Source organism: Dryocola sp. LX212 (assembly GCA_041504365.1).
Classification (GTDB): domain Bacteria; phylum Pseudomonadota; class Gammaproteobacteria; order Enterobacterales; family Enterobacteriaceae; genus Dryocola.
This window is the reverse complement of the sequence record CP167917.1, coordinates 2,305,896-2,319,664: the sequence shown is the minus strand read 5'-3', so window position 1 is coordinate 2,319,664 and position 13,769 is coordinate 2,305,896. Positions and strand designations below refer to the sequence as shown.

Genomic DNA, 13,769 nt, shown 5'->3' with positions numbered 1-13,769 from the left:
GGAAGTTTATGAATTCGGTTTTAAGCAATCCGTTTAAGCAGGGCTTACTGGCGGGCAGGGTGCAGCTGGGGCTGTGGCTCAGCAGCACGTCATCGTATTTAGCGGAGATCGCCGCCACGGCGGATTACGACTGGCTGTTAATCGACGGAGAACATGCCCCCAATACCGTACAGGACCTTTATCATCAGCTGCAGGCTATTGCGGCCTACCGCAGCCAGCCGGTGATCCGGCCCGTTGAAGGGCAGAAAAGCCTCATTAAGCAGATGCTGGATATCGGGGCCAGAACGCTGCTGATACCGATGGTGGATACCGCAGAGCAGGCTCGTGACATCGTCAGCGCGACCCGCTATCCGCCGCTGGGGACGCGGGGCGTAGGGGCAAGCGTTGCCCGCGCTGCCCGCTGGGGGCGCGTGGGAAACTACATGGCGCAGGCAAACGAGGAGCTGTGCGTGCTGATTCAGGTTGAAAGCAAAATGGCGCTGGATAACCTCGACGAGATTCTGGAGGTGGAGGGCATTGACGGCGTCTTTATCGGTCCGGCGGATCTCTCCGCCTCGCTTGGATATCCTGATAATGCCGATCATCCCGAGGTACAAAAAATAATAGAGCAGAGTATTCGGCAGATTCGCCGCGCGGGTAAAGCGGCGGGCTTTCTGGCGGTGAGCCCGGATATGGCGCACAGGTGCATTGAGTGGGGAGCAAACTTCGTCGCCGTAGGCGTGGATACCATGCTTTATACCCAGGCCCTGGACGCGCGTCTCGCGCTCTTCACCGGCGGTATCCCCGAGAGCGATAAGCAGAGCTACTAGAGCCTGCGGCGACTCAGGGACGAGTCGCTATCACCGGCCACAGCTGAATGTGTACGACATCACATTACTTAAAATCACTTCGGCGAACGTAGCCGGGCAGGCAGGAGCGTAAAATAAAGATTAGCAGGCTATTAATGTGCAGAACGCATCAATAGATGCATAAATTGCACTTATGTCCGCGTCGCGGCGGGCGCACTCTGTTGGTTATCAAAAAGTTACTGACAATTAACGAAGTTGTTAATAATGGAGTGCTGAATGCCAGCTGCTATCCCTCTTACCACCGTCCGCGCGAAGGCCAAAGCGATCCTGCAGGTCACGTCGGGAAACTTCCTCGAGCAGTTCGACTTTTTCCTGTTTGGCTTTTATGCCACCTACATCGCCCATACCTTCTTCCCGGCGGAAAATGAATTCACCTCGCTGATGATGACCTTTGGCGTCTTCGGGGCAGGCTTCCTGATGCGCCCGCTGGGCGCGGTGATCCTCGGTGCATGGATTGACAAAGTAGGGCGTCGAAAAGGCCTGATTGGCACCTTGTCTATTATGGCGACGGGGACGTTTCTGATTGTGCTCGTGCCGGGATACGACACTATCGGCATCTGGGCGCCGCTGCTGGTGCTCAGCGGGCGCTTACTGCAAGGATTCTCTGCCGGAGCAGAGCTGGGCGGCGTGTCCGTCTATCTGGCGGAGATGGCGACGCCGAACCGCAGGGGGTTCTACACCAGCTGGCAGTCCGGCAGCCAGCAGGTTTCCATTATGGCGGCGGCAGCGCTGGGCTATATCCTTAATCAGGCCCTTAGCGAATCGACGATTCATGACTGGGGCTGGAGAATACCCTTCGCCATCGGCTGCCTGATCGTGCCTTTTATTTTCATCCTGCGTAAAAATCTCAACGAGACGGCGGAATATGCCAAACGCCAGAGCCACCCGACGTTAAAACAGTCCGTCAGGATTTTAATGGCGAACTGGCACGTGGTGCTGGCCGGGATGTTTATGGTGGCGATGACCACGACGGCTTTCTACCTGATCACGGTGTACGCGCCAACCTTTGGCAAGAAAGTGCTGCACCTTAGCGCATCGGACAGCCTGCTCGTTACTTTGCTGGTCGCCATTTCCAACTTTATCTGGTTGCCGATTGGCGGCATGGTTTCTGACCGCATCGGACGCAAACCCGTGCTACTGGCGATGACCGTGCTGGCAATCGCCACAACCTGGCCCGCGCTGCGGATGCTTACCCACGCCCCCGATTTCAGCATGATGCTGGGCGTGCTGCTGTGGCTGTCATTTATCTATGGCATGTACAACGGGGCGATGGTCCCTGCGCTCACCGAAATCATGCCGCTGGAGGTTCGGGTTGCGGGCTTCTCGCTGGCCTACAGCCTGGCGACAGCCCTGTTTGGCGGCTTCACCCCGGCTGTCTCAACGGCGCTGATTCAGTACACCGGCGACAAAGCCGCCCCCGGCTACTGGATGAGCTTCGCTGCTGTCTGCGCGCTGCTGGCAACCCTGTATCTCTACCGCCGCGCTTCACATCAGCAGTTCGGTACCGCCCGTCTGGCTAAGGAGAAGGCGTGAAAAATCAGGCCGTATTCATCCCGCTGCTGCTGGTAGCGGGCAGCTTCAGCGCCGTTGCTAACGCGCAGGACATTACCGTAATGATCTCCGGCGGTTTTTCCGCCGCTCTTGACGGGCTGGCTCCGGGATATCAACAAAAAACCGGCGATACGCTGCGCATCATTCACGGCCCGTCGATGGGAAAATCTCCCGAGGCGATCCCTAATCGTCTTGATAACGGCCAGCAGGCGGATGTGGTGATTATGGTGGGCTACGCGCTGGATGCGCTACAGCATTCCGGCAGGATCGCGTCCGGCAGCAGAACGGAGCTGGCGGATTCCCGTATTGGCGCCGTGGTGCGCAAGGGCAGCCCCGTGCCGGACATCAGCACCGTGGAGTCACTCAGGAAGGTGTTATTGCAGGCGAAATCTGTCGCCTATTCCGACAGCGCCAGCGGGCGCTACGTGCAGAGCGATTTTTTCATCAAGTTAGGCATTGCGGACGAGGTCAGGGCGAAGGCGAAGATGATCGAAAAGATCCCCGTTGCCACGGTGGTTGCGAAAGGTGATGAGGAGATCGGCTTTCAGCAGATAAGCGAGCTGCTGCCGGTGCCAGGAGCCACATTTATTGGCCCCGTACCCGAGTCTGTGCAGTATGTGACCCGTTTTGCCGGAGCCGTGGTGGCGAAATCTTCCCACCAGCAGCACGCCCGCCAGCTGCTTTGCTATCTTGCCTCCGCAGACGCGAAGGCCACGGTAGAGAAAACCGGGCTTACTGTTTTGCCAGCCAAACTGAACGACTGCGCAGCTTAAGCGCTGGCCTGATAAAAAGAGACGATCTCGGCTTCAAGCCCGGCGGCAAGCGGGGAGAGCGCTTTACCCGCTTTTTTGACGAGCCCGACCTGGCGTTTTACTACCGGGTCGGTGAGGGGAATCTGCACCAGTGACGAGCCAGCGTAGTCCGGCACGGCCATCTCCGGAGCTGCCGCTATACCCAACCCGGCATTGACCATGCTGAGCATCGCCGTAACGTGTCGCGTTTCACATACCGGCGGCCTGGCGGGCTTGATGCTGCCGAGAGCCTGATCGAGAAGCTGCCGGTTCCCCGACGGTTTATCCAGCCAGATATAGTCGCCCGCGAAAAACTCCGCCCAGCTGAGGCTGGCGCGCCGGGCCAGCGGATCGTCCCGGCGGCAGACGGCGCGGTAGGTTTCATCTACCAGCGGCATAAAGATCAGGCCGATGTCGATACTGGACAGAAAGCTCAGGCCAAAATCCGCCTGGTGGTGCTGAACAGCCGAAGCAACTTCCCCCGCGCTGGTGTCGACAACTTTAATCCTCGCTTTCGGGAAGCGCGTTCTGAAGCGGGTTATCACCTGCGGCATAAAATAGTTCGCCGCGGAGGGAACGCAGGCAACCGTAACCAGCCCCGTTCCGTGCGCCGCGCGGTCGCCAATCCCCGCTAAAGCATCCTCAAATTCAAGCAGCAGATGCTGCGCCCGCGGCGCGAAGGTTTTGCCGATCTGCGTTAGCGTGACCCGGCGGGTGGTTCTGTCAAACAATCTGACGCCCAGCAGGTTCTCCAGCTTTTCAATGCGGCGGCTCAGCGCGGACTGTGAAATACAGATAGCCTCGGCGGCGTAGCGGAAGCTGCCGTGCTCGCTCAGGGCGAGGAAGGCGTAAAGATCCTGTAAATCGAAGTTGGGCAAGGGGCGTTCCTTAACAATTTATCAACATCCCACTGTAGCGCATTGATGTTTATCAGGGACAGGTTTTTGTCTTTTTCCTCCCGGACGGACGACAGCCGTGGAGAGCGGCCAAATATCCTGAAAAAACGCCAGCCCAAATACCCTTTGGTATATTGCGGTTAATGAAAGATTATTATCCTCGTTATCAGCAGGGTTTTGAATTTATTACTTAATCAGACTCATCCGATCGGGTGGTGGGAAAACATGCTACTATAAATTCAAATTTCCTCTCTCTCCCACGGGCTTATTTTCCCGTCACGTGAACGCCTACATATGAATCTGAATCGCATGGCTAGCCACAAGAAGTTGGTTCTATTTTCCCCGGACAAAACGCTGGTCAATGCTATCGGGATATTTGTTATCACCACGCTGTTTTATTTCTTTGGCGCCGCGCTGCGTCTGATAGACGAACTGTCGCTTTTCTGGCCGCTAAACGCCGTGCTGGCGGCGGTCTTCGTTCGCAATCCCTTTCTTAACCGTGCGCTTTACTACGCCCTGTGCTACTGCGCGATGATCGTCTACGACGCCTTCACTGCCTCCTGGGGCTGGCAGTCGTTAATCATCAATTGTTCAAATATGGTATTTATTATTACCGTCGCGCGATTATTACTTCGTTATTCTTATCAGCACAGCGACAATAACTGGGCGGTTAACGCTTTTAATATTTTTCACTTTAGCCTGATTGGCGCGATATTTTGCTCTTTAGTCGGCGCACTTGGTTCAGTTGATAACATTGGCGATTATCCCAGATTGTTACCATTATATGCCGACTGGGTCAGCGAGCAATTTTCCACCGGGGTGCTGATGCTCCCGTGCCTGCTGTCGGCAAAATGGCCGGACTGGAGCAAAATCCCCCCGTTCAGACTCTCAAAACTCTATCCCCTGGTGGGGCTGGTGGTTTCTCTTTGTGCCTCGGTGGTCATCGGCGGTGCGGGCAGCCTGGCGTTCCCGCTACCGGCGCTTATCTGGTGTGCCATTCGCTACCCGCTGCCGATTACGGCGCTGGTCACGCTGCTGACCGGCGGCACGGAAATCATTCTGGTGGCCAGCTCGGTGATTAGCATTAATGCCGACCAGCCGCTGCTGGTAAACCAGATGTTTTCCGCACGGCTGGGGATCGCCACCATTGCCATCTGCCCGCTAATTGTGTCCGTGAGCGTGGATGCCATTAACCAGCTGATTAAGCAGACCTCGCTGCGCGCCGATTTCGATTATCTGACCGGCGTCTATTCCCGCTCTGGCCTGTTTGAATCGCTGAAAACGGCGCGGCACCCGTTAGCCGGAAAAGATAATTCCATCCTGTGCGTCATGCTGCTGGATATCGATTTCTTCAAGCGCATTAACGATAACTACGGCCACGAGTGCGGCGACATAGTCCTGGCCTCTTTCGCCACTAAGCTACGGCAAGCTGTCGGGGAAAAAGGGCTGGTGGCACGCATGGGAGGCGAGGAGTTTGTAGTCGTGGCAGGCGTAGAAAATGAGGCTCAGGGCTTTGCCCTGGCAGAGCGGGTGCGCAAAAGCATAGAGCTGGATTCTTTCCGCTATCAGCAGGAGAGCCTATATGTCACCGTCAGCGTCGGGCTTGCAACGGCCAGCATCACCCGTAGCCCATTACTGGATCTTTTTAACGAGCTGGTCCATGAGGCGGACAGGAACCTCTATACTTCGAAACGCAATGGCCGCAACCAGACCAGCACATCATCCGTTGGCCCGCAGGACGTTAGCGCCTCTTTACAATCTGCTCCCTAAGCCGAGGACGAAGCGTAGCTGGTCTTTTATCTGGAAATTTTACCCACAGGAAGGCAGCTCATGAATTCTGAATCCCCACCGCGTGACGTCGCAACCACTGATGAACTCACCGGCCTGCTGAATCAGCGGGGGTTCAATCTCCTTGCGGATTACCTGATGGTGGCGTCCCAACGCCGGGCCGAGCCGCTCAGTATTACGTTTATCGGTCTTGATAATTTTGGGCAGATCAATAGCCGCTGCGGTCTTGAAGAGGGCGATAAAGCGCTTGTAGCAATGGCTGGCCTGATGAAAAATGCTTTCCGCGATACTGACGTCATTGCCCGTGCCGGCGGTGACAAGTTTGCGATTATTTTTGCCGATACGGACGAAGCCGGTGCCTTTATTGCGCTGGAGTATCTGCGTGAGCAGGTAGGTGACTTTAATCGCACCTCCGGCCAGCCGTGGCAGCTCAATTATTCGGTGGGCATTGTCGAATACAATGAGCTGGTGTTTTCCGGCAGGGCGGATATTCTCCGTCGCGCTGAAAATGAGATGCAAAAGATGAAAGCGATCCATCAAAAATCCGTCGGTCATTGAGTTTTTACATTCCGTGCTCAATACCGACCGGCCCGAAGTTTTCATAACGCCGTTGTAATTACGTATAAGTTCCCCCTCATAAACTTTGCCCGTTGAATTTAAGGATTCTGAGGCGAGGGGAAATGACTATTCTTGACCAGCACGAGACGCTGCAGGCTGAAAATACAGGGCTGTCGACGATTATGGCTTTAATTGGCGGAGGACTTATTCCCGCTGATATCTGGCGTGAAAAAGCCTATCGGGCAAAATTCTGTCTGCGCACGCTCTTAGCCCCCCGCCAGACGCTGCGTTTCTTTAACGAGATGACACGCAATCGTCATTTTTCGGCGCTGCTTTCGGCCCAGAAAACATTACCCAGTAAAATCCATCGTCATTATTTGCATCTGGGCCTGGGCGCGGCTTCACGCGTCGATGCTATTGTTAGTCACTACGCGTTTATAGACAGGCTTGATGCAGGACAGTTAGGCCAGGCGCTGACCTCAGTGGATAAAGTCCCGTTAATTCACCTGACGGGGAAAGAGGGTGAGGAGATAACTGTTCGCGCCAGCTCCGCCAGCGGTGCGGAGCGTGAAGGGGAAAGTACGCTGTGGCTGTATATGAACGAAACGCTGCTGGCATCGGTTACTTTTTGCGTCACGGGTTCAGCGGGCAAGCAGCAGATTGTCATCGGCGGGCTGCAGGGCGCGAGCCGTCACGTACCGCATCAGACAATTAAAATCGCTACTAAAGTCTGTCATGGCCTTTTCCCCAAGCGACTGCTGATGGAAACTCTGTGGCTGCTGGCGCAGCGGCAGACTATCAAGGCTGTATACGGCGTCAGCGACGAAGGCCATGTATTTCGCGGGCTGCGCTACCGCCTGAGCAAAGGCAAGCACTTTCACGCCAGCTATAACGAATTCTGGAAATCGGTCGGTGGAGAAAAATATGACACTCATCTTTTCAGCCTGCCGCTTTCGCTGCCGCAAAAAGATCTGAGCGAAATTCCCAGCAAAAAACGCTCGGAATACCGTAAGCGTTATGCGCTGCTGGATGCGCTGAAGCAAGAATTTGCCCTGCTGAGATAAGTAATTCCTCTGACCCGGGCGATTGACGCCGGGCACCAGCTCTCTACTATGGTATGGCAAAAAACCGCCATTTAACGGAGAGATAGCGATGACCGATCGGCTCATTCGCGCACTGCCATTTTCCGAGTTTGCCTCCCGTATCCCGCAGCTCAATGAAGTCCTCATTGAATGCGTGGCCGGTGGGGCATCCGTCAGCTTTATGCACCCGCTTTCCGTCAGCAAAGCGACACAATTTTGGCAAAGCGTCGCGCTAAGCGTGGGCAATAACGAACGAATCGTGCTGATTGTCGAAGATGAAAACCAGCAGATCGTCGGCACCGTTCAGCTGATTACCAGCCAGCCGGAAAACCAGCCCCATCGTGCAGACGTCTCCAAATTGCTGGTGCATCCACGCGCACGCCGCCGGGGCATCGCGCAAAAACTCATGCGTCAGCTTGAAGCTACTGCCAGACAGGTCGGCAAAACGGTGCTTGTGCTGGACACCGCGACGGGAAGTGACGCTGAGATGTTATACCAAAGCCTGCGCTGGGTCAGAAGCGGAACCATCCCTGATTATGCGTTAACGCCCGATGGTGCCTTATGTTCAACGACTTTCTATTTTAAGCATCTGAAATTGGTATAATAACTTTGACTTGATCAAAACGGGGTTTTAGCGCTAAAGATTCTGCTACGTTAGCTGGACGTGTCTGTCGTCGTCCTTACCTCTGCTAACGAAGGAATCCTATAGTGAAAACGCTTAATCGTCATGATTTTCCCGGCGCTCAGTATCCCACCCGCATTATTCAGTTTGGTGAAGGCAACTTTTTGCGTGCCTTTATCGACTGGCAAATCGATTTACTCAATGAACACACCGATCTCAACGCGGGCATCGAAATCGTTCGCCCGATTGACAGCGCGTTTCCGCCATCGCTGTCCACTCAGGATGGGTTGTACACCACCGTAATTCGCGGCCTGAACGAGCAGGGCGAAGCCGTCAGCGATGCGCGTCTGATTCGCTCCGTTAACCGTGAGATTAATGTCTATCAGGATTACGAGTCCTACTTGAAGCTGGCGCACAATCCGGATGTTCGCTTCGTCTTTTCAAACACCACCGAAGCAGGCATCAGCTATCACGCAGGCGATAAATTTGAAGATGCGCCTGCGGTGAGCTACCCGGCTAAACTGACGCGCCTGCTCTTCGAGCGCTTCAGCCATTTCGACGGGGCCGCCGACATGGGCTGGGTCATCATTCCCTGCGAGCTTATCGACTATAATGGCGAAGCCTTACGGGAACTGGTGCTCCGCTATGCGCAGGAATGGGCGCTGCCAGCCGCCTTTACCGAATGGCTGGATGAGGCCAACACGTTTTGTTCAACGTTGGTTGACCGCATCGTGACCGGCTACCCCCGCGAAGAAGCCTCCGCCATTGAGCAGGATCTGGGTTACAAGGACACTTTTCTGGCAGCGGCTGAACACTTCTATCTGTTCGTTATCCAGGGGCCTGCGTGGCTGGAAAAAGAGCTGCGTCTGGATAAATATCCCCTCAACGTGCTGATTGTTGACGACATCAAACCCTACAAAGCCCGAAAAGTTGCCATTCTGAACGGCGCGCACACCGCGCTGGTGCCTGTGGCGTATCTGGCCGGGCTGAATACCGTTGGCGAAGCGATGAACGACCTGGACGTGTGCCGCTTTGTGGAAAAGACCATAGCCGAGGAGATTATTCCGGTGCTGGATTTGCCGCGCGACGAGTTGTTAACCTTTGCGGAAGCGGTCACTGGTCGGTTCCGCAACCCATACATTCAGCACCAGCTGCTGTCTATTGCGCTGAACGGCATGACTAAATTCCGCACCCGTATCCTACCGCAGCTCCTGGCCGGACAGCAGGCGAACGGAATATTGCCACCGCGCCTGACCTTCGCGCTGGCAGCGCTGATCGCGTTTTATCAGGGCGAGCGCAACGGTGAACGTTACCCGCTGCAGGACGATGAGCACTGGCTGGTACGCTACCAGCAGCTGTGGGCGCAGCTGCGTGACCAACAAATTACCATTCAGCAGCTGGTTGCAGAAGTCCTTAGCGACAGCGCGCACTGGGAACAGGATTTAACGCAGGTGCCGGGTCTGACCGCCCAGGTGGCTGCTAATCTGCAGCTAATTCAGAGTCTGGGCATGCGTACAGCCATGGCGAAGATATAAAGCGAAGGTCGGAAAAGCGCAGCGTCTTCCGACAGATCATTATGCTGCGGCTCATGCTACGGGCCAGACCCAGCGTGATATAGTGCCTGTCATTTCGGCTGGCAGGCACTTTTCATGGACAATACCGCGCTCTGGTTTCGTCAGTTCGGGCACCCCGAAGATGTCTTAACACTTGAATCTTACCCCCTCCCAGCTTGTAAGCCCGGCATGCTGCGCGTGCAGATGCGCTATTCACCCCTTAATCCTTCCGATTTGATCCCTATTACCGGCGCTTATCGCCATCGTGTTCTGCCGCCAAAAATTGCTGGCTACGAAGGCATGGGTGTTGTGGTTGAGGCGGATAATCTGGCGCTGTCGGGCCTGCGCGTTCTGCCGCTGCGTGGGGAGGGGACATGGCAACGGTTTGTGGATTGTGATGCAAGCCTTGCGGTACTCGTACCGGACGAGATCCCCGATATGCTGGCAGCTCGCGGCTATATCAACCCGCTGGCCGCCTGGGTGATGCTGAACCAGTGGCCCGTGCGGGGGAAAACGGTGCTGCTGACCGCCGCGAACTCTTCCTGCGCCGGGCTTCTGGCGCAGTGGGCAAGGCGGCAGGGGGCGAAAAAGATTTTTGGGGTTTATCGCTCTGCTGTCACAGAGCAAAGCGGAATAATACCGTTAGAAAAGGACGATCTTGCGGGGCTGGCGGAGGCGGCACGGCGCACGGACGTCGTTTTCGATGCCGTCGGCGGAGAGCTGGCTACAACACTGCTGCAGCGGCTGCCCGCCGACGCAAACTTTGTCTCTTATGGCCTGCTCAGCGGCCAGCCCTATCAGCTGAATGGCAGCAAGGTTAACCCCCAGCGCTTTCATCTGCGCGATACGCTCTCTACAACACGGCCTGACGTTTGGCAGCAGTGGTTTAAGGGGATCTGGACGCTATTACCCGAAAGTCAGCTGCCGGATGTGAGCGTGTTTGCGCTGAAGGAATGGCGGGAGGCTTTGCGGGCGTTCGCGGTGCCGGGAAGACGCCGCAAACCTGTTTTAGTGTTCTGAATATGAGGCCTTACGGTGGATGACGCTGGCGCTTATCCACCCTACGAACAACCGACGATGGTGGATGACGCTGGCGTCGCCTTACGAATAACCGGCAGTTCGTAGGTCGGATAAACGCTGCGTCATCCGACACAAAATTACGGCTTACCGCCCATAATCGCTTGCAGCGTCTCGGCATCCGGCAATCCCTGATGCTGCTGAAGGCGCCCGCTGTCATTCAGATAGTAAATGGATGGCGTGGCGTTCCCCCCCAGCTCGTCCATCAGCGCCAGATTGTTTTTCAACGCCTCGTTGATGACGGGCTTAATGGCCTCTGGTTTCTTCAGCGCCATCTTTCCCTGGCTGTTTTCATAATCCGCCAGGGCTTTCGCCGGGTCGTCGGCCATCATGATTGCCGCGGCTTTCTGCGCGCTGTCCGGGCGCAGCATGCCAACCATCAGCACCCGTAGCTGAACCTTGCCTGATTTCAGCCACGGCTGTGCGCTCTGCCAGAACTGTGTGCAGTACGGGCAATACGGATCCGCAAAAGCATAGACGATACGCGGCGCATCTGCCTTCCCGGCGGCAATCCAGTGGTTTTTCTCCAGCTTCTGCCACATCTCTTTAGCCATCGGGGCATAGATCCACTTTTCGACCTGCGCATCGCTGAGGTTTTTGCCACCGGCATCCACCATATTCCCCATGATGGCATGCTGCTTATCCGGGGTGAGATAAACTGTGGTGCCTTGTCCCTGATACTGCATGGCGTACCCCTGAAGATCGCCGGGTGCTTTAAATTCGCCTTTCAGTTCAAAGCCCTGTTTTTGCAATGCTTCAATGGGGGCCGGGAGCTTCGTTTCCGCCGCCAGCACGCCTGTGCTGGCAAGCAGAGTAAACGAGGCAAGCCAGGTTGATGCACTATTCATGTATTGTCCTTAGAGTTAGCGAATTTTTACCAGCGTTCGGCCCTGAATGGCGTTGTTCAGGAAATCTTCGGCAACGTCAGGCGCTTCTTCCAGGGCAATTTCCGTGGTGGCAGTTTCGTAGAAACTTTCTGGCAGAAGGGTTGCCAGGCGCTCCCAGGCTTCTGTGCGGCGTTCGAAGGGCGCGCTGACGGAATCCACGCCCTGTAAACGCACGTTGCGCAGAATGAATGGCATGACGGTCGTTGGCAGGTCGAAACCGCCTGCCAGGCCACAGGCTGCGACGCAGCCGGAGTAGTGAGTCTGGGCCAGAACCTTAGCCAGCACGCCGCCGCCGACGGTATCGACAGCACCTGCCCAAATCTGTTTTTCAAGCGGGCGGGTTTCCGCAAATTCGCTGCGTGGCACGATGCGTGACGCACCAAGTTTTAAAAGATAATCATGAGTGCTTTCGCGGCCCGTTACCGCCGCTACCTGATAGCCAAGCGCATGCAGAAGCGCGACTGCCGTGCTGCCAACGCCGCCGCTTGCGCCGGTTACTACCACTTCACCACTCGCTGGCTTCACGCCTGCTTCTTCCAGCGCCAGAACGCAAAGCATCGCGGTCAGCCCGGCCGTACCAATAATCATTGCTTTACGGGCAGACAGACCGGCAGGAAGAGGGACCAGCCAGTCGCTTTTTACCTGCGCCTGTTCAGCAAGGCCGCCCCAGTAGTTTTCACCCACGCCCCAGCCGGTTAACACGACCTGCTGGCCTGCGGTGTAACGTGCATCGTTGCTGTGCTTAACGGTACCGGCAAAATCAATGCCGGGAACCATCGGGAATTGACGAATAATTTTGCCTTTGCCAGTGATTGCAAGGGCATCTTTATAGTTCAGACTCGACCATTCCACGTCTACCAGCACGTCACCCGCCTGCGCGGCAGGCAAATCGGCCTGTTTAATCGTGGCCTGGGTTTTGCCTGCAATTTGCTCGAGCACTATCGCTTTCATTATTTTTCCTCTGCTTACGCCAGCATTTTTTATAAAATTGAGTCCGAAGGGTACCCTAAGCCTGTTTGCCAGCCGAATCAACACCGTGGTGAATGGGTTGCGGAGTAAGTTGATTTCGCTCAGTATGGCGCCCGTCATTTATACAGAATTCAGGACCCGCGCAATGAACACCCCTCCTTCAAAAGATCCTCTCCATGGCGTGACGCTGGAAGCCCTGCTGAACGCGCTGGTAGCACAGTATGGTTGGGAAGAGCTGGCTAAGAAAATCAATATCAACTGCTTTAAAAGCGATCCGAGCGTGAAGTCGAGCCTCAAGTTTTTGCGCCGTACGCCCTGGGCACGCAAAGAAGTTGAAAATCTCTATCTGGATTCACTGGAAGTACGGGCGGAAACCCCGGCGGACAGCCCGTGGGCCAACTGGCGCAGCAAGAAAACGGATTGATCGGCCTATAAAGGCTTATATTTTTCCTTAAGGTGCCGATAAAGACAGGGATCTTTCATCTTCAAGGGGAAAAATATGAACATAGGCTCCGCGGGAAACGCCGCTGCCGCAGCGAAAATGGAACAGCTATCGGCCCCCTCCGGCGGCGGCGGGAACATTGCCGCGCAGATCAGAATCGTCATGAATAAAATTACCGAGCTTGCGGAGTTTATTCAGAAAAACGCCGCCGGGATGAGTAAGGAAGAGCAGCAGAGCGTGCAGGAGCAGATGGCGATGCTGCAACAGCAGCTTGCAGACCTGATTCAGAAGCAGGCGCAGGAGGCGCAGCGCAGGCAGCAGATGTCCAGCGCTGACAGCATAAGCGCCGTCGAGACGCAGGTGAAGTCTACCACCATCGATATACGGGTCTGATGACCGGGGCCGCTCTGGCGGTCCCTTATCATTCGCCAATTTATTTTTAGATAAAATAATCACCAGCAAAGCACGATAAACGCAGCGTCAAAAGTCTCAGGCGACTAGCATGCGAATTCTTTTAACATTATTCATAACCCAGCGTTATTTCCGGGTTCTGTTTTGATATGGAATGCACATGCGATTTAAACAAATAATGCTTATTGCCGCCGCGGTGCTGGCGCTAACAGGCTGTAGCGCGGATGGCGACACCGCCAGCCAGCAGCGCGCCGCCATTGAGCACATGCGTAACGATACCCTCACTCAGCTATA

Annotated in this window: 14 protein-coding genes; 11 read left to right on the top strand and 3 right to left on the bottom strand. The window is 55.6% G+C overall.

From position 1 onward, the window contains the following. Window positions 1-8: 8 nt before the first annotated feature. The 3 genes from yfaU to ACA108_11080 all read left to right on the top strand — a co-directional run bounded on the left by yfaU (window position 9) and on the right by ACA108_11080 (window position 3,172). Window positions 9-809 carry a 2-keto-3-deoxy-L-rhamnonate aldolase gene (gene yfaU / locus ACA108_11090; protein ID XEX93973.1) on the top strand — a complete coding sequence of 267 codons (801 nt, stop codon included), beginning with the start codon at window positions 9-11 and terminating at the stop codon, window positions 807-809. 255 nt (window positions 810-1,064) lie between these two features. Continuing rightward, a complete protein-coding gene (locus ACA108_11085) occupies window positions 1,065-2,381 on the top strand; it encodes an MFS transporter (protein XEX93972.1) in 1,317 nt (438 codons plus the stop codon). Then, window positions 2,378-3,172 (top strand): substrate-binding domain-containing protein, encoded by a 795-nt coding sequence (locus tag ACA108_11080; protein XEX93971.1) that lies wholly within the window; start codon window positions 2,378-2,380, stop codon window positions 3,170-3,172. Before ACA108_11085 ends, ACA108_11080 begins: the two co-directional genes overlap by 4 nt. On the opposite strand, the gene ACA108_11075 is transcribed toward ACA108_11080, so the two are convergent. Beyond that, window positions 3,169-4,068 (bottom strand): LysR family transcriptional regulator, encoded by a 900-nt coding sequence (locus ACA108_11075; GenBank protein ID XEX93970.1) that lies wholly within the window; start codon window positions 4,066-4,068, stop codon window positions 3,169-3,171. The genes ACA108_11080 and ACA108_11075 overlap by 4 nt on opposite strands. A 312-nt stretch (window positions 4,069-4,380) precedes the next feature. On the opposite strand from ACA108_11075, the gene ACA108_11070 reads away from it, so the two are divergent. The 6 genes from ACA108_11070 (at window position 4,381) to ACA108_11045 (ending at window position 10,709) form a co-directional block, all read left to right on the top strand. Further along, window positions 4,381-5,856 (top strand): diguanylate cyclase, encoded by a 1,476-nt coding sequence (locus ACA108_11070; protein ID XEX97995.1) that lies wholly within the window; start codon window positions 4,381-4,383, stop codon window positions 5,854-5,856. A gap of 60 nt (window positions 5,857-5,916) precedes the next feature. Further along, window positions 5,917-6,432, top strand: a complete 516-nt coding sequence (locus ACA108_11065) for a GGDEF domain-containing protein (protein ID XEX97994.1) — start codon at window positions 5,917-5,919, stop codon at window positions 6,430-6,432. A 122-nt stretch (window positions 6,433-6,554) separates the two neighbouring features. Then, window positions 6,555-7,496, top strand: coding sequence for a VirK/YbjX family protein (locus tag ACA108_11060; GenBank protein ID XEX97993.1), 942 nt, complete (start codon window positions 6,555-6,557; stop codon window positions 7,494-7,496). An 88-nt stretch (window positions 7,497-7,584) separates the two neighbouring features. After that, on the top strand, window positions 7,585-8,118 hold the full coding sequence (locus tag ACA108_11055; GenBank protein XEX97992.1) for a GNAT family N-acetyltransferase: 534 nt from the start codon (window positions 7,585-7,587) through the stop codon (window positions 8,116-8,118). 104 nt (window positions 8,119-8,222) lie between these two features. Continuing rightward, entirely contained in the window at window positions 8,223-9,671 is a 1,449-nt protein-coding gene (locus tag ACA108_11050; GenBank protein ID XEX97991.1) for a tagaturonate reductase, read from the top strand. A 114-nt stretch (window positions 9,672-9,785) separates the two neighbouring features. Then, window positions 9,786-10,709 carry a zinc-dependent alcohol dehydrogenase family protein gene (locus tag ACA108_11045; protein ID XEX97990.1) on the top strand — a complete coding sequence of 308 codons (924 nt, stop codon included), beginning with the start codon at window positions 9,786-9,788 and terminating at the stop codon, window positions 10,707-10,709. Window positions 10,710-10,846: 137 nt separating this feature from the next. Here ACA108_11045 and dsbG read toward each other — a convergent pair whose 3' ends face one another. Further along, window positions 10,847-11,614: a thiol:disulfide interchange protein DsbG gene (gene dsbG / locus ACA108_11040; GenBank protein XEX97989.1), complete on the bottom strand. Its 768-nt coding sequence runs from the start codon at window positions 11,612-11,614 to the stop codon at window positions 10,847-10,849. A gap of 15 nt (window positions 11,615-11,629) precedes the next feature. Then, the gene (locus ACA108_11035; protein XEX97988.1) at window positions 11,630-12,604 is read right to left on the bottom strand and encodes an MDR family oxidoreductase; all 975 of its coding nucleotides are present in this window, start codon (window positions 12,602-12,604) and stop codon (window positions 11,630-11,632) included. Window positions 12,605-12,767: 163 nt separating this feature from the next. On the opposite strand from ACA108_11035, the gene ACA108_11030 reads away from it, so the two are divergent. Both ACA108_11030 and ACA108_11025 read left to right on the top strand, forming a co-directional pair. Further along, window positions 12,768-13,046 carry a VF530 family DNA-binding protein gene (locus tag ACA108_11030; protein ID XEX97987.1) on the top strand — a complete coding sequence of 93 codons (279 nt, stop codon included), beginning with the start codon at window positions 12,768-12,770 and terminating at the stop codon, window positions 13,044-13,046. 75 nt (window positions 13,047-13,121) lie between these two features. Further along, window positions 13,122-13,457 (top strand): hypothetical protein, encoded by a 336-nt coding sequence (locus tag ACA108_11025; protein ID XEX97986.1) that lies wholly within the window; start codon window positions 13,122-13,124, stop codon window positions 13,455-13,457. Window positions 13,458-13,769: the final 312 nt, after the last annotated feature.

Coding starts and splice junctions, on each gene's coding strand:
- ACA108_11045 (XEX97990.1), top strand. CDS start 9,786: ATGGACAATACCGCGCTCTGGTTTCGTCAGTTCGGGCACCCCGAAGAT.
- ACA108_11085 (XEX93972.1), top strand. CDS start 1,065: ATGCCAGCTGCTATCCCTCTTACCACCGTCCGCGCGAAGGCCAAAGCG.
- ACA108_11025 (XEX97986.1), top strand. CDS start 13,122: ATGAACATAGGCTCCGCGGGAAACGCCGCTGCCGCAGCGAAAATGGAA.
- yfaU (XEX93973.1), top strand. CDS start 9: ATGAATTCGGTTTTAAGCAATCCGTTTAAGCAGGGCTTACTGGCGGGC.
- ACA108_11065 (XEX97994.1), top strand. CDS start 5,917: ATGAATTCTGAATCCCCACCGCGTGACGTCGCAACCACTGATGAACTC.
- ACA108_11070 (XEX97995.1), top strand. CDS start 4,381: ATGAATCTGAATCGCATGGCTAGCCACAAGAAGTTGGTTCTATTTTCC.
- ACA108_11055 (XEX97992.1), top strand. CDS start 7,585: ATGACCGATCGGCTCATTCGCGCACTGCCATTTTCCGAGTTTGCCTCC.
- dsbG (XEX97989.1), bottom strand. CDS start 11,614: ATGAATAGTGCATCAACCTGGCTTGCCTCGTTTACTCTGCTTGCCAGC.
- ACA108_11035 (XEX97988.1), bottom strand. CDS start 12,604: ATGAAAGCGATAGTGCTCGAGCAAATTGCAGGCAAAACCCAGGCCACG.
- ACA108_11060 (XEX97993.1), top strand. CDS start 6,555: ATGACTATTCTTGACCAGCACGAGACGCTGCAGGCTGAAAATACAGGG.
- ACA108_11030 (XEX97987.1), top strand. CDS start 12,768: ATGAACACCCCTCCTTCAAAAGATCCTCTCCATGGCGTGACGCTGGAA.